The following is a 25,950-nucleotide window of genomic DNA, read 5'->3' on the forward strand; positions in this document are numbered from 1 at the left end:
TGATGCGACAAACCAACTTTTGCCTCAATATGCAATCTTTACAGATGAAGAAAAAGGGGATTATGAAGCTACTCATTTATGGTTTAAAGACAGAAAATCTTTCGATTATTTTTCCATTTTTTCTTATTACCCGACTAAGGATTTTGTTTATCTGATTGGTAGTAAAGGCGAGGAGGTATATACCTATTGCTATAATAAAAAAGATGGAAGTGTTAGATTGCAGAAACGACAAAGCGCAATAACCGAGCGTGATGTGCCCTGGTTCAGCTTTCCTTTGCGCCAAATGAAACGTGATTTTGTGTTAGATAATGATTTAGGTGGAGGTGATTTTACTGTTGACAGCCGTTCTTCCGGTAAATACTGGATAGATGTATTAGATTCTAGTGATAATGAAAATTGGATTGATATAGACCAAATAAAATCATCTACTGTAATAGATGAATCCAAGAAAAAGGAGCTAATCCAAGTTTTGGAAAATGTAACAGAAGATAGTAATCCAATTTTATTGATTGCAACCTTAAAATAGAAAAAATGGAAACTTCAATTACAACCGAACATAAGCATTGGTATATGTATTCAGATGCCATGCGTTATTTTTTGTATGTGCCTGAAAAGTTGAGAATAGTAATGAACCAGAATGATTATGATGTAGCGGACGTGGATGACTATTATATGCGTAAACTCAAATTTCTTCAGGATCATCATTTTTTTGATAAGGATGAAGTTTGTTTTCAAATCGAGTATACAGAGGATTTAGTCAAACAAAACATGGCTTGTTTACGGCAATTGTTGATAGAGGTTACGGATAAATGTAATCTCAAATGCAAATATTGTGGTTATGGTGAGTTTTATTCTAATTATGATCGGCGGGAAACTCGTAATCAGACTTTTGATAATGTCAAAGTGTTGATAGATTATCTGGCCAATTTATGGCGATCTGATTATAATATATCCCATAACAACACAGTTACTATTGGGTTTTATGGTGGAGAACCTCTACTGAATATGAAATTGATACGGGAGACAATTACTTATGTGGAGGGTTTGCATATAGCTAATTTGAAGTTTGATTACAATATGACTACGAATGCGATGCTGCTAGATCGATGTATGGATTATTTGGTCGAAAAGGATTTTACTCTTTTAATCAGTTTGGATGGAGATGAATATCAGTCTGGCTATCGGGTGGATAAACATGGAAAATCTTCTTTTGCTCGTGTGGCGGGGAATATACAGAAGCTGAAAGATACCTATCCTGAGTTTTTTGAGAAAAATGTTCGTTTCAATGCCGTATTGCATGATCGAAATTCAGTAGAGGAATGTTATAAGTCAATCTACGGACTATTTGGAAAAAAACCTCGCGTTTCGGAATTGAATACGAGCGGCATTATACCAGAAAGAGTGGAAGAGTTTGTTCGGATGTTTAATGATAAAACAGAGAGTTTTAAGACTGCACTGACTCATGACCCTGATATCAAAGACGATTTTGAGATGGAAGATGATGCTTCGCTTGCTTATCATTTCATGATTATGAATTATGGTGGAAACCGATATTCCGATTATGTGGATTTATTTGATTCGGATCGGAACGGGAAGTATGTTCCAACGGGAACTTGCCGACCTTTTGAGCGGAAACTGTTTCTGACGGTTAATGGAAAAATTTTGCCTTGTGAAAGAATTGGGCAAGAATGTGCTATAGCCCGATTGTCGGATGGAAAACTATACTTAGATTGTTCTGCAGTTGCTAAGTATTATAGTTCTTTGTATAAGAAGATAATAAAAAGTTGCGTTCACTGTAATCTGAAGAAAAGCTGCGGACAGTGCCTCTTTTTATTGAAAGAGAAGAATGGACAGTTGATATGTCCGGGCATTGAAACAGATGCTAAATTGCGAGAGAACTTTTCTGCATTTTTAACTTATGCAGAAAATAATCCGGGTGATTACGAGAGACTACTATCATCTATTATTGTTGCCTAACATTATTCAAACATTATGAACTATTGGTTTTATTTGGAGCCTTACACCTTCATGTTCCGCAATGAACACAAAACAGTGATTTACAACACACTTAATTCAGCATATTTGGTCTGTCCCAACGATGCTGTAGTGGAACAAATCTTAGAGCAATGGGAAAATGCGGGCAATGGTTATGGAGCTGTGCTTACTGGAAAGGACTTAGAAAACGGGGTGGTAAAAGACTTTGTAAATACTGTCAGAGAATCTTTTGCAGGTGACTGTGTGGAATATGATTCGGAACGGCCTAAGCCTTATTTGTTCAAACCCGACTTGTTTTTAAATACGGATATCCGTATAAAACAGGAAAAAGAGAAAACTTCATTAGGAGAGCGAATTTTGCAGAACCTTCATGAGGTAACGGTCTATTTGCCAGCTTCCTGTGGCCGTAACTGTACAGCATGTACTTCTTATTGTAAGCAGTTCAACCATTGTACAATTTGTCGTGAGGGGATATTGAATCAGACTGATTATACTCGTTTGCTGCATCAGTTTCATACCTGTGGTATTCAGCGTGTGAATTTGTCGGGGGGAGGAGATCCACTTGAGAACAGCTATGTGCGTCAACTTCTATCGGATTTCGCAGAATCTGTTTTTAAAAAGCATCTCTACTTGGATTTTAGTTTTCTGTCTGATGAATACATTGAGTTTATGCAGCAAACGAATTTAATTCTGGAAGTACAGGTCCATTTGACAGAAGTAGATGAACGGATAATTGAAAGTATGCGACGCTATTCATGTGATACTGTCAAATGGAATTTAATTGTTTCTGAATATTCGGATATGGAATGTTTGGATAGCTGGAATTTCCCGGAAGAAGCACTTATTCAGGTCTGTCCTTTTTATTCGGGAAATAACTTATCTTTTTTTCAGGATTTTGTTTTCACTGATTTGCAGGATATACTTGCCGTTCCGATTGATAGGAAAACAATATTCAGGCATAAGGCATTGAATGATATTTTTTTCGGTAAATTGACTATATTCCCGTCGGGCGAGGTGTATGCGAATGTAAACTATCCGGCACTTGGAAATATACAGAATTCATCGCTAAAAGAACTTGTTTATAAAGAATTGACAGAAGGAAATGCGTGGTTAAAGGTGCGTAGTAATGAAAAGCCGTGTAACCAATGTATCAATAAGAGCCTATGTCCCTCAATTTCGAACTATGAGTTGGTTATTGGCAGATATAATCTTTGTAAGGTAAAATTTGAGTAATCATAGAGTAATAGATCTATGTAAGTCGTAAGTTTGATTTTATAATCTATGTTTTCCCAGCTATTGAATTAATAAATATTGAATTAGGGAGCTAAAAGGGGGCAGATATGCAGGCTATTATATTGGCAGCAGGAATGGGTAGGCGTCTGGGAGAATTGACCCGGTACGACACTAAATGTATGATTGAGGTGAACGGTATCCGGATCATAGATCGGTTACTGGCAAACCTGGCAGTCGCAAGACTATCGAGGATTGTGCTTGTGATTGGTTTTCAAGGTGACAAACTACGGGCGTATCTGGGAAATGAATATTGCGGAATTCCTATTTATTATCTGGAAAACCCTTACTATGCATATACCAATAATATTTATTCTCTGTTTCTGGCACGGCATCACTTAGCGTCTGATGATACTTTATTGTTAGAATCGGATATTGTTTTTGAGAAGAGAATACTTGAAAGAGTGCTCGAAGAACCGTATCCGGATGTAGCAGTAGTAGACCGTTATAAGAGTTGGATGGACGGGACTATGGTGACTGTGGATGAAAAGCAGTTTATTGTGGACTTTGTATCTAAACATACTTTTTCGTACGAAAAAACTCCTACTTATTTTAAGACGGTGAATATCTATCGTTTTAGTAAGGAGTTTTCTGTAGGTAAGTACGTACCTTTTCTGGAAGCCTATTGCAAATGTTTTGATAATAGTGCATATTACGAACAAATACTGGCCGTTTTGTCTTTGTTGGATAAAGCCGGGCTGAAGGCTTTGCCGCTTGAGGGTGAAAAGTGGTATGAGATAGACGACATGCAGGATTTAGATATTGCCGAAACGCTATTTGGTAAGAAAGAAGGGCTTTTGCCCGGTTACCAGAAACGTTATGGAGGGTATTGGCGCTTCCCTTTCTTGTTTGATTTTGCTTATCTGGTGAATCCACATTTCCCGACAGAAAGGATGCTGGAAGAACTGAAAGCTAATTTTGATAAACTGCTCAGGCAATACCCTTCGGGGAGTTATGTAAACAGGCGATTGGTGGCGAAGCACTGGAGCATTCCTGCGGAGGCTGTCGCGGTGGGGAATGGGGCGGCAGAGTTGATAAGAAAGCTGATGGAGTTGCTTTCCGGTAGAATGGGGGTGATTCTTCCTACATTTGAAGAATATCTGGTAGGTGATGACCGGATAGAGACTTTCTTGCCGTTGGGGCCAGGTTATCGCTATACTGTAAGCGACCTGAAAACATTTTTTGAGGATAAGGGAGTGACTTCATTACTGTTGCTGAATCCGGATAACCCCTCCGGAAATAGTATCCCTTACGAGGATTTGATTTCATTAGCGGGATGGACTCAGGAGCGTTCGATACGGCTGATTGTGGATGAGTCTTTTATCGACTTCTCGGAGGGAGGAGAAGAAACTTCTCTGATTGATGACAAGATACTGAAGGAGTATAATCACCTGGTGGTGATAAAGAGCCTGTCTAAGTCACATGGAATTCCCGGATTACGATTGGGAATTGCTGTTTCCGGTGACCATAAATTAATGGATGAATTACAGCAGAAACTTCCGGTCTGGAATATAAACTCTTTGGCGGAGTACTATTTACAGATTCTGGACAAATATACAATTGACTACCGGCAGGCATGTGCCTGCTTTAGAGAGGAAAGAGCGCTCTTTTTTGAAGAACTCCAGGAGGTAGGCTATTTAGCGGTATTTCCTTCACAAGCAAACTTCTTTTTATGTGAAGTGACCCATAAGTACAGCGCCCGAGAGCTTGCGGAAGTTTTGCTGAGAGAGTATGATATTCTGGTAAAAGACTGTAGCCTGAAGAGGGGAATGTATGGAAAGCAGTATATTCGTATTGCTATCAGGAGTAAAGAGGAAAACCGGTATTTGGCCGGAATATTAAAATATAAATTATGAATATAGATATAAAGGAGGCACATCGGAGGATGCTTTATTTATTGCAGTCTTTCGATACTGTCTGCAAGAAGCACGATATTGATTATTGGCTCGATTATGGTACACTGCTGGGAGCTATCCGGCATCAGGGGTTTATTCCTTGGGATACAGATACGGATGTGGGGATGTTAAGGAGTGATTATGCACTCTTTCTGGAGAAAGGTGTGCCGGAACTGCCTCAGGATATTTTCTTTCAGACTCCGGAAACAGAACCGGCCATGGCTCCATGGAGCTGGTTGGTTGAGGCGCGGTTGAGAGATCGGTACAGCCGGTATGTTCCGGATAAAAAGACTCCGGCCGAGCCGATGCAGTTCGGTGGATTACAGTTGGATCTTTTCATTTATGATTGGGATGGTAAGTATGAGAATGCTTTGTCGAACAGTTTTGAGCGGAATTTGAGTGAGAGCCGTATTCATTTGCGGCTGGATGAGGTGGAATATCTGGATACTGCACGATTTGAAGGAGCGGAGTTTCCGGTTCCGTCAGGATACGATACTTATCTGACCCGTTGTTATGGAGATTATAGAACGTTTCCCCCGGAAGAGGAAAGGCAAATTCCGGAAGTGGTTGCCTGGTCGGTGTAATAAAATGATTGATTACGTCAATAAAGAAAATATGGAAAGCGTAAGAGGGATAGAAAATCCGGGGATGATGGGAGAAATGGGGAAAATCATCGGATTCTATCGTCTTTATCGGCAGACGGCTGAAGAAGAGTGGGAAGAGAAAGCAGAAGTGTTGCTGGATGAGGTGATGGAGAATTGTTCTCTGGAACTTCCGGTGACTTATGGTGACGGTTTGTGTGGAATAGGTGTCGGAATTGAGTATCTGTTGCAGGAGGGCTTTGTGGAAGGGGATGCCGACGAGATTCTGTGGCAGATCGATTGCAGGGTATTTAACACGATTAATAGTAGGGCGATCGGAACTTTAGGTATCGGGAAAGGTATTTGTGGTCTCGCTTATTATCTGTATTACCGGTTGTCCCGGAGGAAAGGTGAGGAAGACATCAAGGTGCTGCGAATGAAAGAGCATTTAATTTACCTGATTGACTGGATAGCAGACTCATTGCCCGGAGTCAGGGAAAGTTCACTTTTCGAAGAGGTGTTTTTTATTCTTTGCCTGTTGCATCGGTTGGATGTATTCAATGCAAAAGTCGAGAAACTGATGGAGTACTGTGAGAAGGGCATGATTACATCTGGAAGGGAGGCGGTATGGATCTGACAAGAGAGGTTAGCATTGTCATCCCCTTGCGGGTAGATAATCCGGAGAGGGCGGAGAATCTTCGGTTTATCCTTTCTTTGCTGCTACAGCAGACAGAGGTGTCTGTGGATATTCTTGAGGCGGATACGGAGCAACGTTTTTATTTGTCTGAAACGTGTGAGAGGTTACGCTATCGGTTTGTGAAAGATGATGATCCGGTGTTCTACCGGACACGTTATTTAAATATATTGTTGCGATCGGCTAAGTACCCCATTGTAGGCATCTGGGATACGGATGTGATTATTCCGCCGGCTCAGTTGAGAGAGGCGGTCGGTAGGATTTGTTCGGGCTGTGTGATGTGTTTCCCGTATGACGGGCGTTTTATCTTTCTGAATGAAGCTATGAGTGATAGAATCCGCAAGGACGTATCAGTGTTGGAAAAGGTGGATGCTACTTCAATAGGGATGAGACCTTCGGTGGGAGGAGCTTTTCTTGTGAACAGGGTTGCCTATCTGCGGGCAGGCGGAGAGAATGAAGCGTTTTATGGTTGGGGTCCCGAAGATGCCGAAAGAGTAAAACGCCTGGAAATATTAGAGTTGCCCATTGCGCGTGTAAAAGGACCGTTATATCATCTTCATCATCCGAGGGGCATCAATTCGGGTTTTGATATGGGTGAACGGGATAAGCGTAATTTAGAAGCATTGTTAGCTACTTGCAGAAGGAGTAAGGCGGAGATGTTGAGGTGGCTTGAAAAACTAATTTTTCCGGACTGACTATACTAAGTTTATATGATATTTGATTGTCGGATTTATAATGGGGAATAAAAATAGATTGATTTTAAGTGATTTTTCAAATTGAAGAAGTATCTTTGTATATACACTTCCCTAAAAACAATATTAAAGAGACAATCATTATGAAAAACACAATATTATTGTTGAACAGCTTGTGGCTGTTCGGGCTGGTGGCTTGCCAGCCGAAACCTGTCGCTCCTTTATCCGAATGTCCGGTTGTCAATATCCGCTCTGCTTTGCAAGAAGAGGCTCCGATCTCCATGAAGGAAGATGTGGAGAGTATAGAATACGTTCCTTTGGAAACGACTGATTCATGTCTGATAAGTAATCTGATGAATCTACAGGTGACGGCAGATTACATGTTTATGTATAATGGAAAGACTGAAGAGGTGCTGCAATTCAATCGGGAAGGTAAATTTATACGCAAGATCGGCTGTCAGGGAAACGGTCCGGGAGAGTATGGCATGATAAGTGATCTGGCGGTTGATGACAGGAATAAGGAACTGTCTTTATTTCAGTATGGAGGAGATGCTTTGGTTTATTCGTATGACGGAACTTTTCTACGAAATGATACAACTGTGAAACAAGCAGGCGGGATGTATGTTTTTCCGGATGGAAAAAGAGCATTGAAAGGATTGGTTATAAAACCTTTTCAGCAGGCGCCATGGGCAGGAGCATTACAACAACCCAATGGTTCGTTACAAGAGTGTAAGGCCCTTTTCCCATCGGGGCTTTCCCGGGATGTTTGCTTTATGAAAGAAATCTGTTTCTCTCCTTCGGACGAAAGGGTATTGGTATTTACTGCCTGCAATGATACGGTATCTGCGATTTCTAATAATGGAATAGAACCGGCTTATGTGCTGAAGAGAGAAAATCCGGTTGAATATTATATGGACATTGCCAATATTAATAAGTTTGGAGATAAGACAGTCGAAACGGATCAGGTCATTGGGCTTTACGATCTGTTTGAATCTTCTCATTATCTTTATTTACGCTTGTATAAAGGAGATGTGTTGTTTATACAACGATTTGATAAAAAGACCGGTGAATTGAAATCACAACGCATTCCGAAAGATTATTTGGAATGCAGCAATAGTATTCCGGGTAGTAATATAATTGGCATTGATAATGATATAGATGGGGGAATACCTTTTTGGCCGGAGTATGCACTGGCTGACGGGGAACGTGCACAGGTGGTCAATGCAGATATACTTTCTTCTTTACGGGAGAAAGGATACCTGAAAGAGGCTCCTGCTGCGCTGAATGTAGTGGATGATGCCAATCCGGTAGTGATTCTTTATAAATTTAAAAAATAGGAGGTCCCATGAAATCGTTTACATTTTGTATTTTATTGGCCCATGTGTTGGCATTTCCGCTTTTTGCCCAGAAAAATGCAGCCATAACACTGAATCTGGCGAAAGCCATTACGCAGAGCCCTAAAACGGTAATGCTGAGTGAACTGGCATCTGATGTGCGTTATTTCCCTTTAGAGACAACTGATAATTGTCTGTTGGGTAATGAGTGCAGTATTGTTTATGCCGGAAATTCTATTATTGCAGGTGATGCACAGACCAGAAGTTTTTATCGATTTGATAAAAATGGTAAGTTTATGAATAAGATAGGTCAGCATGGACAAGGGCCTGAAGAATATGCGGTAGGATTGTTGTTTTTTACTGATCCTGATAACCAAAAGCTGTATGTTCAGGATTTTCAGGATTTAATCTGTTATGACTTCAATGGCAAATTTATCCGTCGTATACCGGCTCCTCATTTGAATATGGGTACCGGAGCTGTAAGTAGCGGAGAATCCATCTTATATTGTGATAATAACTATTTCATAAAGAAGGATAATCCTCAACAACTGTTTCTTATTGACGGGAATGGTAAGAAGCTGAAAAGCTGGAAAGGGTATATTGAACCAGGCAAAAAGTATGGTATTAACTTGTCCACCCGTGACGTAATGTATCTTCATGGTGGCAGTGTTTATTTTAAACCGGCACTGGAGAATCTGGTTTACAAGATTGATGCCGATCGAAAGAAGACTTTGGCTTGGAAGCTTGATTGTTCGGGTAAAGATGTGGATGTCTCGGCCAATGAGATAGATCCCGCAAAACGTTTTAAGTCTATCGCAGTACAACAGGTTTTTGAAACCGACCATTATTTTTTTATATTATATGTGTTTAAAAATGAGGGATTCGTGGGGTTGTATGATAAACAAAAGAAGAGCTTTTCGAATGTGATTATAAAAGATGACTTGGCAGCAGGCTTTGATTTTACTCCTCCTGGAAGCGGATTGGGAAATCAATTGGCAAATGCACGTATGATAGGCTATCTGAGCAAAAATAAACGCTATTCAAAAGCTTTATTGCCGGCAAGAAAAAAAGAACTGGATGAATTGATGAATCGGGTGGATGAAGAGGATAATCCGGTAATGGTTGTAGTAACATTCAAATGAATTTTAGATAATATTTTTTAAGCATATGAAAATCAGATACTCTGCTATTTTTCTATTTTGTTTATGTCAGGTATTGTTTTGTCTGACTGTACAGGCGGGCAAGGTACGAACTGCTGTTTTTGAAGGGAAACCATGCATTAACCCTCCTCATGTAGTAGGAAACTATCCTGCAAGCCCTTTCCTGTTCTATATTCCCACTTCCGGAGAACGACCGATGAAGTGGCATGCCGAAAATCTTCCCGAAGGATTGAAGCTGGATAAAAAAACAGGGATTATCAAAGGGGAAGTAGCTGAGAAAGGAACATATAAAGTGGTGCTGAAAGCAGAAAATGCTCTCGGATCTGATACACGGGAGTTATTGATTAAGATAGGTGATGAGTTACTGTTGACTCCCCCAATGGGATGGAACAGCTGGAATACATTCGGACGTCATCTGACGGAGGAATTGGTGTTGCAAACTGCGGATGCAATGGTAGAGAATGGAATGCGTGACTTGGGATATGCCTATATAAACATTGATGACTTTTGGCAATTGCCTGAAAGAGGGGCAGACGGACATATCCAGGTTGATAAAACAAAGTTTCCAAGGGGCATCAGATATGTAGCTGACTATTTGCATGAACGGGGATTCAAGCTTGGAATTTATTCGGATGCTGCGGACAAAACCTGTGGTGGGGTTTGTGGCAGTTACGGGTATGAAGAAACGGATGCACGGGATTTTGCTTCCTGGGGTGTCGATCTTTTGAAATATGACTACTGCAATGCGCCTGCCGGACGGGTAGAGGCGATGGAAAGATATGAAAAAATGGGGAAGGCACTCCGGGCGACCGGACGTTCTATGGTATTCTCTGTTTGTGAATGGGGACAGCGTGAACCCTGGAAATGGGCAAAGAAAGTGGGCGGACATCTTTGGCGTGTATCCGGTGATATCGGTGATTTATGGAATCGGTCTACAGATCAGAAAGGAGGCCTTCGTGGAGTTCTGAATATTTTAGAGATAAATGCTCCGCTTAATGAATATGCGGGGCCTGCCGGATGGAATGATCCGGATATGCTCGTTGTGGGGATTGACGGAAAGAGTAAGAGCATCGGTTATGAATCGGAAGGTTGTACGAACGAGCAGTATCAGTCACATTTTGCTTTGTGGTGCATGATGGCTTCTCCGCTACTCTGTGGCAATGATGTACGGCAGATGAATGACAGTACGCTGCAGATTCTTCTGAATAAAGATTTGATTGCTATCAACCAGGATCCGTCGGGTATTCAGGCGGAACGTGCCATTCGTGCCGATCATTATGATATCTGGGTAAAGCCGTTGAGTGACGGAAGTAAAGCGATAGCCTGCCTGAACTGGATATCCGGCCCGGTGGATGTGGAGCTGAATGAAAAGACGGTGGAAGGATTGTCGTTGGACAAGGTTTATAATGTCATGGAAGGTGGAATTGTTCCTGATACTTCTACCGGATGGATAGTAAAGCTTGCTCCCGGTGAATGTAAGGTGTTTATATGCAGATAGGTAATAAAATGGGCTATCCGGTAAAATTGGCGGTACCGGACAGCCCTCTCTTCATAGCCAGGTTTATATTGGATCGATTATTTTAACCGTATGGCAGGGCCTACCCTGTAAGTATTTTCCCATTGTCGGGTGGCAGCATTGTAACTTCTGTCGGTGCCGAGATTAAGGTCGATGCCATACTCTTTCTTTTCCAGAAGGTTTATACGGAACAAAGCGCCGTAATGAGATTGTGGAGATAATGGGAAACCTTGTACGCCGGAGTTGGGAGTGCAGTTTAGCCTGTATTGTCCGTAAACATAAGCGGTCAACCAATTATTGAGGCGGTAGGTAAGGTCCGCATTCAGTGTGAAGTCATTGAACATCCGCCCGTTGGAACGGTATTGATAAGCATTACCGCCTATCCGAATAGTCAGTTGTTTGTTGAGGTGATATACCAATCTGCCACCTGCCATATTTTGAGTTCCTACTCCCCGGAGTGAATAACTGGAGCCGTATAATTCATATCCGAAATAATGGGAATTGAGCAGCCGGTGTTGCTCTTGATTGAAATAACTGGTGAAGACAGGATCCAGATAGGAGAATCTTTTTCTTAGTTCATATTGTTTGGCTAATGGCAGGCTGTTGCTGAAAACCGGATTCGTTTCTGACAGAGTACTCTTTATGTCGGGAAGTCCGGAGATTTTGGGGAACTTCATTTCTTTTTGTGGCATAAAGGGGAGTATAGGCGTTTCATTGAACGTTTGTGCGTAAGCAAGTCCGTTACTACAAATAATCAATAGTATTGTCAATCTGAATTTCTGCATAGTTAAGTTCTTTATGTTTTTTAGACGCAGAGATATGCTGAATGCTGCAATGTTTTTTCAAAAGAATCATTTATCTTTGCCGAAATACGTTAAAAGTCGAATATGGAACTGGAACTTCAACAACTTACTACTGAGGTGCGCCGGATAGCAACCGAAGCGGGGAATTTTCTGAGAAAAGAACGGCAGAGCTTTAGCCGGGAGAGCGTAGTAGAGAAGCATGCGCATGATTATGTATCATATGTCGATAAGGAATCTGAGAGGCTGTTAGTGGGGCAACTGTCTGCTCTGTTGCCCGAGGCCGGGTTTATTGCCGAGGAAGGTTCTGGTGTTTATAAAGATGAGGCATATTGCTGGGTAATTGATCCGCTGGACGGAACAACTAATTATATTCATGACAATGCTCCATATTGTGTCAGTATTGCCCTCCGGAGTCGTACGGAGCTACTTTTAGGTGTAGTATACGAAGTTTGCAGGGATGAGTGTTTTTATGCCTGGAAGGGTGGAAAGGCTTGGATGAACGGAGAAGAGTTGCATGTCTCGAAAGTGGGGAACATTGAAGAGGCGTTTGTAATAACCGAACTTCCCTATAATCATCAACAGTATAAACGGACGGCAGAATATCTGCTGAAGCAATTGTATGGGGTGGTAGGGGGCATTCGGATGAATGGTTCGGCCGCATCGGCTCTTTGTTATGTGGCTGCCGGACGTTTTGATGCCTGGGCAGAAGCATTTATCGGGAAATGGGATTATTCGGCTGCGGCGTTGATTGTATTGGAAGCAGGTGGAAAAGTAACTGACTTTTATGGAAGTGAACATTTCATAGAAGGGCATCATATAATTGCTACTAACGGTCCTTTGCATGCTGTCTTTCAGCAGTTGCTGGAAGAAGTTCCTCCGTTGGATATGTAGTTTCGGACATTGATCAAATAGAAAAACACATCATGAATACCTGGTTCCATTCTTTCTGGTCTCTTTTGTTTCCGCGTTGTTGCGTAGTCTGTGGTTCGCCATTGTCAAGAGGGGAGGAGTGTTTGTGCACCTGTTGCAATATAAATTTACCCCGTACCGGATTTCATTTGCGGAAAGATAATCCGGTAGAGTGTCTTTTCTGGGGACGTATTCCTGGCCTAAAAAGAGCTTCTTCTTTTCTTTTTTATCGTAAGGGTAGTGATTTCAGACGCATCCTGCATCTGCTGAAATATGGCGGATATAAAGAATTGGGAGAGGTGATGGGACGCTATATGGCAGCAGAACTATCTTCGGGAGGATTTTTTGATGGCGTGGATATGATAATTCCTGTACCTTTGCACAGAAAGAAACAGAAACTTAGAGGATACAATCAAAGTGAATGGATTGCCCGTGGAATAGCTTCTGTAACGGGTATTCCATTATGTGCAGAGTGTATGATACGTGAAAAAAATACGGAAACTCAGACCCGTAAGTCTACTTTTGAACGTTGGGAGAATGTAGAAGGAATCTTCAGGCTATGTGATACTGTTCATTTTGAGGGGAAGCATGTTTTGCTTGTTGATGACGTGTTAACTACCGGAGCCACGACTGTGGCTTGTGCATCTGCGTTCGCAAGGGTGAGCGGAATATGTATCAGTGTGTTGACGTTGGCAGTAGCTGAGTAAATGGAGTGATGAGTTAATAGAGGGTGCATTAAAGCACCCTCATATTCATTTAGAAAGTTTCAATTATCAGGTCGGATGCCAACATTCCTTTGATCGCTTCTCCAAAAGTCTGGAAATGGGGTGATGCTGCATGTACATCCATAGCATGCTGGTCTTTGTACTCTTCGTAAAAGATGAAAGCTACAGGTTGAGAGGGGTTTTGATACAGGTTATAGCTAATGTTGCCTTCTTCTGCCCTTGTACCTTTAATCAAAGCATCGGCTGCCTGTAAAAATGCTTGTTCTTTGCCGGGTAGCACTTCTACGCGTGCCACGATTGTTTTCTTTTCCATATGATATTTTATAATTAAGATGATTCTTGCTCCGCAAATTTACGTATAAATGGCGATACATTATTTTTCATTTGAGATAAATTTGTAGTAATCATCTGTTTCTTTACTCTTGGGGAATCCATACTTTGTAACTATGACTCTCTTTTCTGTTGGCTACAGCATAATATGGGATGGCTTTTGCCGGAATTTTACTCTGGCATTTGATGATATTGACTCCATGAAGCAGATCGTTGTCGTGAGAAAGCTCCAGTGGCGTTTGTGGTTGAAGTGTCAGTGTAGGCAATTCCGGATTATCCGCATCCTCAAAGCAGTAAATAACGGGGCCTGATGCCAGCGCAACTTGTCCACGTAAGTCTTTGACTGCTTCGTTCGCAGTGATCAGGCGAGGTTGCATCGGTAATTCAAGTTCGATGTGATCGCCTTTTTTCCATTCCCGGCTGATTTCCGCATATCCATCGACAATTCTCAGGAGAATATCCTTTTGGTTGACTTTCAATTTAACGGGGGCTTTCAGGTTCGACTGGTAAAGCCCATATGGGTTTTCTGTACCTTGTGCCCATCCGGGAATACGCACTTTTATAGAAAAGGTACTGGCTTTATCGGGATTGACTTGAATGGAAACGGCACCGTGCCACGGATAAGAGGTTAACTGTTTCAGGCGGACACTGTTATTTTTATCGATCGGTATGCGTACTTCACTTCCTATGAATAAGTTGACATAGATATTATCTCCCTGATATGCATAGATGTAACTGGGCATGGCGGACATGATTTTCAGAAACATCGGTGGGCAACAGGGGCATACATGCCATTCCCATCTGTCAGGTTTGTCGGTATTCAGGGGATTCTGATAAGTGTATTTATCACCAGACAAAGAAACGCCTGTCAGTACATTGTTATAGAGTACTCTTTCCACTTCGTCCATGTAGCGGGCATTACAGGTCAATTGATTCATGCGTTGACTAAAGAAACCTGCTCCTACGGCTGCACAGGTTTCCAAATAGGCGTCGGTAGGCAGGAAGTAGTCCGGACCGAACTTTTCATCTTCGTGGATGGCACCGACTCCGCCTGTGATGAACATCCGTTTGCCTGCCATGTTTTCCCAAAGACGTTTAGCCGTTTCAATGTATTGAGGAGATTGGTTTTCAAGTGCGGCTGCGGCTAAACCGGTTGCCATCAAGGTAGCTCGTACAGCATGTCCTTCGATTGTTTTTTGTTCAAGTACCGGGATGGAATCTTGTGAATATTCCCCCCAACAGGGACGGGAATGGGGACCGAATTCCGTTTGGTGATAGCAAGCGTCTTTAATCCATTTTTCAGATTTTCGATATCCCCATGTTCCCCATAGCGGATAACCGCAGTGATGTCCTCTGTTCTCAATCCAGAAAGTGGCCAGGTCGTAGTAATCTGACTCACGGACAGGTATGGAGAGTTTATCTTTCAATTCCGGTTCATTTTTATACAACCAGTAGAGGGTCATTACGGCTTCTTCGGGACCGGAATGCGCAGGAACGACATTTTTACGTGGTTCCGGCCCCATATAATCTGCCATATAGTTGGCAAATCGGGTTGCTATTTCAAGTAAGCGTGTTTTTCCGGTTGCCTGATAATAGTGTACTCCGGCTTCGATCAGCATTCCGGCGTTATATACGTCGTGTTGTCCGCGCAGGAGCCCTCCATTATCTCCCCATCTATGGTCATTTTCCATGAGTTGGGTATGGGTGTTGATATAGCCGGTAGGTTCTGTTTGCTGAGCGGCATAAATACGGTCGATATATCCGTCGATTCGTTTTTCCATTTCTTTATTGGGATGTCCGGCAAGGAAGTCTGCAATGCCCCGGATACTTTCGTAAACGAGTCCGTCATACCATTCTGGACCATCGTGTTGTTTGATATCTCTCTGTCCTTTGGCAACACGGTCGAAATTCCGGAAGGCATCTCGTGTATCGTCCCATCCGGGGAAAGGAGTATACTTTCCTTCGAATTTGTCTAATACATCATTAGCTGTTACTTTTCTCCAGGTTTCAAGTTTCGGACTCCAGAAAGCATCTTCTATCCGGACCTGGTCTAACTCCGGTAGGTGGAGTATTTGCCGGGTGTCAGTTGCAGGAGACTGGCACCCCATCTGCATCAGTACTGTGAGTACCGCTGCAACGGATAAATGTGTTGTGGTTTTCATTGTACATTGATTTTATAGATGCATATATGTTTATAAGTATCGCCGGGGTGAAGGTTTGTTGACGGGAAGGCAGGTTGATTCGGACTGTCCGGATAGTGTTGCGTTTCGAGTGCCAAAGAAGCCCGGTAGTTGTATCTTTTACCATGCTTTCCGGTCATTGTGCCGTCGAAAAAGTTACCACCGTAAAATTGTAGTCCGGGTTCAGTAGTCCATACCTCAAGAAAGCGTCCTGAGGTTGGTTCATAAACGGTTGCTGCCAGTTCGGGCTTATCGGAGGTCTTGCGGTTCAGTACCCAATTATGATCGTAGCCATGACCGAAGCTTAATTGCTCAAATAAGTCGTTGACACGTTTTCCAATGGCTGTAGGATGGCGAAAATCCATTGGAGTTCCTCCTACTTCCTGAAGAATACCGGTAGGGATTAGTGTATGGTCGACAGGAGTAAACTTATCTGCATTGATCATGAGTATGTGATCGTTGATATCTTTGTTGCCTGCTCCGTGTAGATTGAAAAAGGAGTGGTGGGTGAGGTTGATAACCGTTTCTTTGTCTGTGCGAGCTTGGTGAGTGATGATAAATTCGTTCTTATCCGTCAGTTGGTAACTCATGGATACTTGTAAATTTCCCGGGTATCCCTCTTCTCCGTCTTTAGACAGATAGGTAAGTTGTAAAGTTTGACTATCCGGCTGTTCAACATCCCATACTACCATGTCGAATCCTTTGAATCCACCATGAAGACTGTTGGGAATATCATTGATTGGCAGTTGGTAGGCTTTTCCGTTCAGAGTGAATTTTCCTTTCCTGATTCGGTTACCATATCGTCCGATAGTGGCTCCCAGAAACCTTTCACCTCTGTAGTGGAGGTATTTGTCCACATGGTCGTGTCCGAGGACAATATCCTCAAAATGACCGTTTTTATCCGGGGCCCAGAACTCAACGACTCGTCCTCCGAAATTGGTAATGGCAATCTCGATTCCGTTTTTGTTTCTCAGAAAGTAGAGATCGGTTTGTTTCCCGTCGATTACTTGCTGAAAGTCGGCTCTTTTCAATTGTGAATGTTGAGCTTGTACTGTGTTTGTGTGTATCATGGCAGTGAGTATTAATAAAATGATGAGTTTAGTTTTCATACGATTCATGTTTTTAGTTTATTATTCGCAAATGGTTAATTGGTCAGTTCTTTTTGTATTTGTTCCAGGGATTTGTTCTTTGTTTCCGGAAGTCTGAGGGCAAAGAAAAAGCTTAAGAACATCATAATGGCAAAGAAACTGAAAATGAAAGTACCTCCTGTACGGATGAAGACAGGAAACATCCAAGAAAGCAGGGCGGACCATACCCAGTGTGTCATGCTACCCAGCACTTGCCCCTTAGACCGGACACTATTGGGGAAAACTTCAGAGATTAAAACCCAAATAACCGCACCCAGTGAAATAGCAAAGAACGCGATAAATCCCATCAGACAGGCAAGCATATAGTAACCTGAGAAAGTATCCTGACAGAATCCTTTAGCTACTAATGCCAAAGAAATAGCCATACCGATAGAACCGATGTAGAGTAACTTTTTTCGTCCTACCTGATCTATCAGAATCATTCCGATCATGGTAAATGTGAGGTTTGTCAGCCCGATTACTATAGATTGCATCATGGCAGAGTTAGTAAAGACACCTGACATCTCAAAAATTCTGGGAGCGTAGTAAAGGATAGCGTTGATTCCAGATAACTGGTTAAAGGTGGCAATAAGGAAAGCATAGAGGATTGGTTTACGGTATTTGCGTTGGAAGAGTTTTTCGCCACAGTTTCCTGTCGCTACCAGAGATTCTCTGATTTCATGTACTTCTTGTTCAATATCCGCATTACTGACTTCTTTTATGATGCGACGGGCTTCGGTTTCCTTGTTTTGCTTTACCAGCCAACGAGGGCTCTCCGGTACGGTGTACAGTAGGAGTGCAAACACAATGGCGGGAATGGCCTCGACTCCCAACATCCATTGCCAGTCGTGTGGAATGCCATGTATCCAATAGTTGGAGAAGTAGGCAAGTACAATACCCAGGACAATATTGAACTGGAAGAATGCGACAAAACGTCCACGCCAGCGTGAAGGAGATATTTCGGCAATGTACATGGGACCGACTACGGATGAGGCTCCTACGGCCAGTCCACCGGCAAAGCGGAAGAATAAAAAGGAATACCAGTCGATGATGGCAGCACTGCCTACGGCAGAAACAAAATAGAGGAAAGCAATTATTTTTAGTGCTTTCAGGCGTCCGTATTTCTCTACGGGTTTACTACAGATGAAAGCTCCGATGATAGTACCGATTAAAGCGATGGCAATGGTAAAACCATGGCTGAAATCGGATAGGTCATATACTGTTTGGATGGATTTTTCGGCTCCGGATATTACTGCGGTATCGAATCCAAAAAGTAATCCTCCCAGGGATGCCACGAAGGCAATGTAAAACATGAAATTCTTTACTGTATTTTTCATAATGCAGATGTTTTATAGACCGAATTCGATCCGGTTAATAACATGATTCTGGTAACATTCGTCTAACTCTACAAAGTATCCGCTCCATCCCCATACCCGGACAATCAGGTTCTTGTGTTGTTCGGGGTGTTTACGGGCATGTAGCAGTTTCTCCCGGCTGACTGTATTTAACTGTAGCTGGTGACCACCAAGGACAACATAGGTTTTCACAAGCATACCCAATTTTTCAATGGTTTCGTCGTTGCTGAATACAGACTGGTCGAATTCCAGGGTGAGGGGGCCGCCATTGACAACACGATCCAGGTGCTGCTTGGTAAATGATTTAATAACAGATATCGGTCCTTTTTGCTTGAGAAACAGGCTGGGGGAATAATTTGCCGGGATCATTTCACCATCGTTACGCCCATCGGGAGTAGCACGCAATTGATTGGAATGAAAAATGTAGTACATGGCTGTTCCGGTACCTGCCCGATAAACTCCTCCGCGTTCATTTCGTTTATCGGCTAATGACTGATCGAAAGAGTCGAGTAGAGCTCCGGCTATCAGGTCGGCATAATCATTATCCTGTCCCATTTTGGGAGCTTCTTCTCTTAGCTTTTTCTGTAACTCTTCATAGCCTTGGAAGTTGTTTCTTATAGCAGTAAGCAGAGTGGTATAATCTATGTTCTGTTCTTCAAAATAGTATTTTTTCAGAGCAGCAAGGGCGTCGGTGGCAGTTGCAATGCCGGTTCCGTGAATGCCATAGTTATTATAGTAAGATCCTTCTGAAATATCTTTGGCTCTTTCGATGGTGCCATCCATAAGCAAAGACATCATAGGAGAAGGGATAATGTAGAGATTCCGGTGTTTTTCGCAGATTGTATCAACTTCTTTTTGTATTTCCTGTTCAACCAGTGTATAAAAAGATGGATAATCCGGGCAAGTGTTGAGCTTTTCAATGCATCGGTCTACACATCCTATTAAAGAAACAGCGTCTATATTGGGAATATCCATGGCTTTACCGGGGATGATGAACTCCCAGCAGGCAGCCACGACATAGTTGTATGCGTCCTCTTTCGAATATCCTTTGCGGATAAGTCCCGGAATGATGACGTCGTCATTGCTGTATTGTGGAAAGCCCAGCCCTATTTTTGTCAGGCGGGAACCTAAAGTGAATATCTCGTTGGGAGTACCTTGGTCTACACGAATGTTGATTTTGGGATCAATCAGCTTCAATTCGTAACTTGCTTGCAAACACATGCGTGACAGGTCGTTGAACAAGTATTCACCGTTTGCGTTGCGTCCTCCCAATACTAAGCTCTGACCGTTGTCGCCTTGCTGCATACCCGGATACAGGTCACTGTCTTTGTTGCATACCAGGAAAAATTCTTCAAGTAAGTCAAATGCTTCCTCTTTGGTAAGTGTTCCATTTTCCAGGTCTTTTTGATAGAAAGGATACATATATTGGTCGAAACGACCGAGTGTGTTGTGATAGTTACCTGCTTCCCAAATGGAGAAATGGAGAATCCTCAAAAGTTGTAGGGCCTGTCTGAAGTTTTGGGCTCCTTCTGTTTTGACGGTGTGCAAAGTATATGCTGTTTCTGTCTCGTTAATGGATAATGCATATTGCTCGTATTTCTCAGTTAAATTTTGTATGGATATGATGCTTTGATACATTGCTTGCAGGAATGTTTTTTCTCTTTCATTTAATGAGGGTGTTTCCTGACGTTTCCGAATCTCTTGTTTCCGTGCTTCCAATCCATGTCGGATTGTGTAAGCATAATTAGGAGAGATGTTACATACCGTACCTTTTTCATGGATATAATGTTTGCTTTTGATTTCATTCCATTCTTCCGGGGTATAGGGATCCGGTATTTGGGTGAGGGTGCGGGTAAAAACGATTCTTTCACCCGGAAGTATAACCGGAGTTTCGGCATCCATTGAGGCAGCAAAGCAAGCTGTGGCGCGTTCTACAGGAGATAAACCTTGTAGAGCATAGGACGTACTCAATTTATCAAGTCCTACGCTCTGTAGTGTTCTTCTTTGTGAGTGGTGTTGTTTATCTAAAATATACGTTTTTAGATAGTTAATTCTTTCGTTCATACAATTAGATTTTTGATATTATTTTCTTCGAATACATTATGGATTTGTGGCGTTTTTCCAGTATCGAACGGAGGGTGATACTTTTCTCCGATCATTGCGTATTTGGCACCTGCTGTCCGGTGATATCTGAGGATCTCGACGCGTATCAGGTTTTGGGCATTTTTGATTCTTTCGAAAATGGCTGTCATATTTTCCCGGGTATCGTTGACTCCTGGAATCAGTGGTATCCGAAGGATGAAATCCTGCCCTGAATCGCAAAGTACGGTAAGGTTTTTTAGTATGATCGTATTATCTACACCTGTATATTTTCGATGCATCTCCGGATCTGTGTGTTTGATGTCGAACAGGATCAGATTTGCCAAGGAAATAACTTTGCTGAAAGTATGAGTGTTTGCATATCCGCTTGTTTCAATAGCAGTGTGTATATCCGGAAGTTGTTCGAGCAATTCGGTGATGAAATCCGGTTGAAACAAAGGCTCTCCTCCTGTTAGTGTTATTCCTCCCCGGTTAAGCCTATAGATATCCTGGTTCTTTTCAATTATGGCAATCAGTTCTTCTACAGTTATCTGATATCCACAAATGCTTTTGACTCCTTTCTTAATCATGTATTGTGGTTGTGGTGAGATGCCTTCGGGGTTATGGCACCATGCACAGTGTAAAGGACATCCTTTCAAGAATATCGTTGTTCGGATTCCCGGTCCGTCGTGGATGGCAAACTCCTCTATACTGAATATTGTTCCTGTTTTCATTGTGTTTGGATTAACAATGGCAAATATATACATAATATTTTGAACAGGTACGAACTGGTATGTATGTTGTTGAGCATGTATTCGTGTTAAAATACAGAATATTAATAGCTCTTATTATTCATATGGGTAATGTTTATGGGAGTAGAGGCTATTATCCGGCATTTACAAAAAACGAATGTATCCGACCACTTTTAGAATGTATTTTTCCGAATGGGTGATGAACCGGTCTGTTTACTGACCTTTGCCGTTCTTGAATTCATTGGGTGTCACTCCACAGAAACGCTTAAATGTTTTGCTGAAGTAGCTGGGATTATTGAATCCAAGCTGCCATGAGATTTCGGCGATAGTCAGATTGGTTTTTATAATCTTTACTTTGGCAACATCTATCTTGATTTTATTTATAAATTCGGTGGCACTCAGATTTAACAGTTTCTTCAGCTTATTGTATAGTTGGGTTCGGCTGATGTTCATGTGTGCAGTCAGTTGATCGACACTCAATTCCGGTTCTTCGATATGTTCGATGACGAATTGGGTCAACGATTTGATAAACTCTTCGTCTTTGTTGTTAAGTTCTTCGTTGAGTTCGAATATTTTCATATCGTGATAATGTTCGCGGATATTACTTTTAGCTTTGAGTAAATTGGTGATTCTGAGGTTCAGTTCATCAAAAGTGAAAGGTTTTTCGATATAGGCATCTGCTCCTGCCGATAATCCCTGCAACTCGTTCTCTTTCGAAGGTTGAGAAGTGATAAGAATGACCGGAATGTGAGAATACTCCCGAGAGGTTTTAATATACCTGCTCAATTCATATCCGTCCATATAAGGCATCATGATGTCACTGATAATGATGTCGATAATGTGTGTTTTCAGCAATTCGACTGCTTCCTGCCCGTTATAAGCTGTTTTCACTTTATATAAACGTAGTAATTTACTTTTTAATATGTTGTTGATATCCGGATTATCTTCTACCAGTAGTACAGTCATTTTCTTTTCTGTATTTGCGGCATTCATATCTTCTTTTAACCCGGAGTTATTGAGTAGGTATACAGTGTCTGCTACTACGTCGGGGGAATTGACGATATCCAGCGTTTCATCGGGAACGATCATATCTTTAGAGTCTTCTACCAGAGGTAATCTTACTTTGAAGGTCGTGCCACTATTTTGATGGCTTTCTATCTCAACCGTGCCTGAAAGTAGTTGAACTAATCCATTCACCAAAGCCAGACCGATACCTGTATTAGAATATTTCTGATCAGACGAATCGGTTTTGTGAAAAGGCTGCATGACAGCCTCCCGTTGTTCCGGATGAATATAAGAGCTGCTGTTGTGGCAAGAAAGAATCAGTTGTCCGGCATTCTTATCCACATCGATCCTGAAGTTTATTTCACTCTGAGGATCAGAATGTTTGAAGGCATTGCTGAGCAGATTGCTGATGATTTTTTCAATCTTGTCTCTGTCGAAGACCGTATAGTAGGAATCTGTTGAGGTTGTATATTGAAAGACAACCTGTTTTTGTCTGAAGACAGGGATGAACAATTCGAAGATACTACGTCCGTATGTCATGATGTCTCCTTTCACATATTCTATACGGGCGTGATCGGTTTCTACGGAACGAAACTCCAGAAGCTGATTGATAAGAAACTGAAGGCGTTGGATGTTGCGATTGATTATTTTCATTTCTTCTCCGGTGATTGTGTTGTTACGGCTGATTGATATATCTTCGAATACGGCCATCAGTATAGATAAAGGAGTCTTAAATTCGTGGGTGATATAAGTGAAGAAATTTAGCTTATGCTTGTTTAGTTCGCGCAGGTTGTTCTTTTCCATGCGTTCGATGCGTATATCCATTTTATCACGCATGCGAATGCGGTAGAAGCGGACAATTATAAAGCCGATCAGGAGCCCGATTAAAGAGTAAATGGTGATCATGAAGCCACTCAATAGAAAGTGAGGAAGGATGTTTACAGTGATTTCACGGCGGTCGAATACAACTCCGTTTTTCCCGATAACCCGTACATGGAATTTATAAGTTCCGGGATCGAGGTTGGTATAAGTGACTGATTGTGGGATTTGCTGTGTTGTGTTCCACTCGGTCTCCATACCCTCCAGATAATACTCACAAGAAAGTTGTGACTGACAGTTTTCATTGTAGTTGATTACCAGGAAGTCAAAAGTCAGGGTATTCATACCGTGAGGTAAGCGGATAAGGGACGTACTGTCGATATTGCTTTGCAGGATGCCATCCGGTGACGGCTGTACATGCTTATTGAAAACCTTGAAGTCTGAGAAAGTCAGGTGGATATCGTTTGTAGGGTTGTTATGGTTCAATCCTTCCGGCCGGAAAAAGCATACGCCATTGATACTTCCGAAGTAGAGAGTACCGTTTGGATCTTTATAACCCGGACAGGTATTAAACTGATTCGAAATCAGATTGTCGGATACCTTGTAGTGGGCAAAACTCTGACTTTCCGGATTAAATGAGAAAATACCGTTGTCCGTACTCATCCATAGATAGCCGAAACTGTCTTCCTGTATGGAATAGATGTCTCTCTGCCGGAGTTCGTTCTTTTTCCCGAAAACCTGTATACTGTCTGCATTTGCATCATATTTCATCAGTCCTCCATTACTGGTGCCAAACCAGACATCTCCTTTCGAATCGATAAAGCTGCAATAGATGTTATCGCTGGTCATAGTTTTACAACCTGTCGCTCCTTTCTGGTATCGGTGGATGCTATGGGTAGGAATATGATACCGGAAGATGCCGTTGAAGTGTGCAGAAAACCAGATATTATCTTTTTTATCACGTATGATGTCGTCAATGCGTATAAGTCGGAATACATCCGGAAGAAAGGGGGTGAATGAATCTGTCTGAAAATGATAGATATTGACTCCCTGGCTTGTGCCTATGAACATAGTATCGGGGTTGTGAACATAGAGCTTATAGATTGAATTATTGGATAACCCTGTATCTCCTCCTGCCATATTCTTATATGAGCGGATATATCCCCTCTCCAAATCCACCTTTTGTAGGCCGTCGACAAAGTTGCCAATCCATATATTGCCGGAGTAATCTTCGGCTAATGCGTGTACGTTATCTCCATTTAGCGATGGGTGGGTCGATTTGTTTAGGTACCTGATGTGACCGTCCGGATAAAGAATGGAGATTCCGTGATCTTCGGAAGCAAACCACAACGCTCCCTTTTTATCTTTGATGATGTTACTGATCGCTTTTCCTTTCAGGTATTGTTTCCCATTATCTGCTATCAGGTAGTGGAAGTTGTTTTCAGTCAGGCTGGTATAGTTGATACCTCCAAAGAATGTACCGATCCACATAATATCTCCACGACTTTTATAAATGGTGTAGATTGCATTATCGGTCAGTCCGGACTGGACATCTTTCGCATGCTGGTGGTATTGTACGTAACTGTTGTCCGTGTAGTCGTAGATGAAAAGTCCGTTTTCGGTTCCGATCCATAGATTTCCCCGCATATCTTCCTGAATGCAGCGGATATAGCGCATGTCTTTTCTGTATTGTGAAGAGAACTCCACTGAAACGAACTGATTATAATTCTTATTATATCGGTACAACCCGTTTTCGGTAGTTCCCAGCCATAGAGTGCCCTGAGAATCTTTGTAGATGGAAGTGAATTCGACAGGATAGTCGGAAGAGACTTCTGCCGCTGTGATTTTCCGGGTCATTTGTCCGTTGGGGCGGAAACAATAAATCGTATTCGGACCGACAGCCCATACATTTCCGTTAATATCCAGTGTTACTTTTATAATCAATCCTTTGTAGAGCAGTGCCATGCTTTGCTCTACTTTATTATACGCATAGAGTCCGGAATCTGATGCGATGAAGACTGAACGTCCGTCGTAGACCATGTCCAGTACATATAGTGGAGTCTTGGTTTGCGGAACAATAGTGGTGAACTTCTCTTTCATCATATCGTATAAGCACAACCCTTCATTAGTTCCCATCAATAGGGTATCTTTCCCAAGCAGAAGCAGTTTCTCGATGCAGTTTGAAGAAAGTCCGTCATCCGACTTGTAGTATTGTTTAATGTTGTATCCGTCATACCTGTTCAGTCCTTTGAGGGTTGCAATCCAAATATATCCTTTCGAATCCTGCACAATATCGCGTACGGCACTATATGTAAGTCCGTGTTGACTGCCCAGAGAGTGGAACATAAGTTCATTCTGTTGTGCATTTAGTATAACAGAAGAAATAAATAAAATCAGGGTAAAAAAGCTCTTCTTCATTCGTCTCTTAATTACGTACAACACAAAAGTCTGAAATAAAAACGAATCAGAAAGGCACTTATGGTCACAAACTGATATTTATATTCACTATGGTGATGTTTGGTGTAAATATGAATATGAGTATCAGTGAATAATTTATTGTTCTATGGTTCGGGTCTCTTTTCGCCTACTTTTGCTGAAACAACAAAACAGTAAAATACGAATGCAAAAACAACTGAGTATGGAACCACACAAAATGGACTCGTCCTGATCCGGTTTCGGGACTTGACAAAGAAACTAAAAATGTATGAA

The 25,950-nt window shown here is 42.0% G+C and carries 19 protein-coding genes and 1 pseudogene; 12 read left to right on the forward strand and 8 right to left on the reverse strand.

Annotation, left to right across the window (positions count from 1 at the left end; translation table 11 throughout):
• The 10 genes and pseudogenes from JZY04_RS07715 to JZY04_RS07760 all read left to right on the forward strand — a co-directional run.
• Window positions 1-526, forward strand: a pseudogene (locus tag JZY04_RS07715) (6-bladed beta-propeller); the annotation flags it as partial.
• Between the two features lie 5 nt (window positions 527-531).
• Window positions 532-1,977: a radical SAM peptide maturase gene (locus JZY04_RS07720; RefSeq protein ID WP_032601441.1), complete on the forward strand. Its 1,446-nt coding sequence runs from the start codon at window positions 532-534 to the stop codon at window positions 1,975-1,977.
• A gap of 15 nt (window positions 1,978-1,992) precedes the next feature.
• Window positions 1,993-3,228, forward strand: coding sequence for a TIGR04150 pseudo-rSAM protein (locus tag JZY04_RS07725; RefSeq protein ID WP_122142274.1), 1,236 nt, complete (start codon window positions 1,993-1,995; stop codon window positions 3,226-3,228).
• A gap of 107 nt (window positions 3,229-3,335) precedes the next feature.
• A complete protein-coding gene (locus JZY04_RS07730) occupies window positions 3,336-5,141 on the forward strand; it encodes an aminotransferase class I/II-fold pyridoxal phosphate-dependent enzyme (RefSeq protein WP_122142273.1) in 1,806 nt (601 codons plus the stop codon).
• A complete protein-coding gene (locus JZY04_RS07735; protein ID WP_122142272.1) occupies window positions 5,138-5,764 on the forward strand; it encodes a phosphorylcholine transferase LicD in 627 nt (208 codons plus the stop codon). Before JZY04_RS07730 ends, JZY04_RS07735 begins: the two co-directional genes overlap by 4 nt.
• A gap of 31 nt (window positions 5,765-5,795) precedes the next feature.
• On the forward strand, window positions 5,796-6,398 hold the full coding sequence (locus JZY04_RS07740; protein ID WP_005811673.1) for a hypothetical protein: 603 nt from the start codon (window positions 5,796-5,798) through the stop codon (window positions 6,396-6,398).
• Window positions 6,389-7,150 (forward strand): galactosyltransferase-related protein, encoded by a 762-nt coding sequence (locus JZY04_RS07745; protein ID WP_122142271.1) that lies wholly within the window; start codon window positions 6,389-6,391, stop codon window positions 7,148-7,150. The genes JZY04_RS07740 and JZY04_RS07745 overlap by 10 nt, the downstream gene beginning before the upstream one ends.
• A gap of 140 nt (window positions 7,151-7,290) precedes the next feature.
• Window positions 7,291-8,484: a 6-bladed beta-propeller gene (locus tag JZY04_RS07750; protein WP_122142350.1), complete on the forward strand. Its 1,194-nt coding sequence runs from the start codon at window positions 7,291-7,293 to the stop codon at window positions 8,482-8,484.
• 8 nt (window positions 8,485-8,492) lie between these two features.
• Window positions 8,493-9,623 carry a 6-bladed beta-propeller gene (locus JZY04_RS07755; RefSeq protein ID WP_122142270.1) on the forward strand — a complete coding sequence of 377 codons (1,131 nt, stop codon included), beginning with the start codon at window positions 8,493-8,495 and terminating at the stop codon, window positions 9,621-9,623.
• Between the two features lie 25 nt (window positions 9,624-9,648).
• Window positions 9,649-11,139, forward strand: coding sequence for a putative Ig domain-containing protein (locus tag JZY04_RS07760; RefSeq protein ID WP_220577424.1), 1,491 nt, complete (start codon window positions 9,649-9,651; stop codon window positions 11,137-11,139).
• A 77-nt stretch (window positions 11,140-11,216) separates the two neighbouring features.
• Here JZY04_RS07760 and JZY04_RS07765 read toward each other — a convergent pair whose 3' ends face one another.
• On the reverse strand, window positions 11,217-11,942 hold the full coding sequence (locus tag JZY04_RS07765) for a hypothetical protein (protein ID WP_122142268.1): 726 nt from the start codon (window positions 11,940-11,942) through the stop codon (window positions 11,217-11,219).
• A 102-nt stretch (window positions 11,943-12,044) separates the two neighbouring features.
• Between JZY04_RS07765 and JZY04_RS07770 the strand changes: the two genes are divergently transcribed.
• Both JZY04_RS07770 and JZY04_RS07775 read left to right on the forward strand, forming a co-directional pair.
• A complete protein-coding gene (locus JZY04_RS07770) occupies window positions 12,045-12,851 on the forward strand; it encodes an inositol monophosphatase family protein (protein WP_032530295.1) in 807 nt (268 codons plus the stop codon).
• A 32-nt stretch (window positions 12,852-12,883) separates the two neighbouring features.
• Window positions 12,884-13,576 carry a ComF family protein gene (locus JZY04_RS07775; RefSeq protein WP_122142267.1) on the forward strand — a complete coding sequence of 231 codons (693 nt, stop codon included), beginning with the start codon at window positions 12,884-12,886 and terminating at the stop codon, window positions 13,574-13,576.
• 49 nt (window positions 13,577-13,625) lie between these two features.
• Here JZY04_RS07775 and JZY04_RS07780 read toward each other — a convergent pair whose 3' ends face one another.
• From JZY04_RS07780 to JZY04_RS07810, 7 genes are all read right to left on the reverse strand, one after another.
• Window positions 13,626-13,907, reverse strand: coding sequence for a putative quinol monooxygenase (locus tag JZY04_RS07780; protein ID WP_005781928.1), 282 nt, complete (start codon window positions 13,905-13,907; stop codon window positions 13,626-13,628).
• 103 nt (window positions 13,908-14,010) lie between these two features.
• On the reverse strand, window positions 14,011-16,086 hold the full coding sequence (locus tag JZY04_RS07785) for a glycoside hydrolase family 127 protein (protein ID WP_122142266.1): 2,076 nt from the start codon (window positions 16,084-16,086) through the stop codon (window positions 14,011-14,013).
• A complete protein-coding gene (locus JZY04_RS07790; protein WP_181996336.1) occupies window positions 16,083-17,213 on the reverse strand; it encodes an aldose epimerase family protein in 1,131 nt (376 codons plus the stop codon). The genes JZY04_RS07785 and JZY04_RS07790 overlap by 4 nt, the downstream gene beginning before the upstream one ends.
• Window positions 17,214-17,248: 35 nt before the next feature.
• The gene (locus JZY04_RS07795) at window positions 17,249-18,568 is read right to left on the reverse strand and encodes a sugar porter family MFS transporter (protein WP_122142264.1); all 1,320 of its coding nucleotides are present in this window, start codon (window positions 18,566-18,568) and stop codon (window positions 17,249-17,251) included.
• A gap of 12 nt (window positions 18,569-18,580) precedes the next feature.
• On the reverse strand, window positions 18,581-20,650 hold the full coding sequence (locus JZY04_RS07800; protein WP_122142263.1) for a pyruvate formate lyase family protein: 2,070 nt from the start codon (window positions 20,648-20,650) through the stop codon (window positions 18,581-18,583).
• Window positions 20,647-21,432, reverse strand: a complete 786-nt coding sequence (locus tag JZY04_RS07805; protein ID WP_181996334.1) for a glycyl-radical enzyme activating protein — start codon at window positions 21,430-21,432, stop codon at window positions 20,647-20,649. Before JZY04_RS07805 ends, JZY04_RS07800 begins: the two co-directional genes overlap by 4 nt.
• A 198-nt stretch (window positions 21,433-21,630) precedes the next feature.
• Window positions 21,631-25,659 carry a two-component regulator propeller domain-containing protein gene (locus tag JZY04_RS07810; RefSeq protein ID WP_122142262.1) on the reverse strand — a complete coding sequence of 1,343 codons (4,029 nt, stop codon included), beginning with the start codon at window positions 25,657-25,659 and terminating at the stop codon, window positions 21,631-21,633.
• Between the last annotated feature and the right edge of the window lie 291 nt (window positions 25,660-25,950).

The organism is Bacteroides sp. 11BF, from assembly GCF_019633765.1.
Taxonomy (GTDB): domain Bacteria; phylum Bacteroidota; class Bacteroidia; order Bacteroidales; family Bacteroidaceae; genus Bacteroides; species Bacteroides hominis.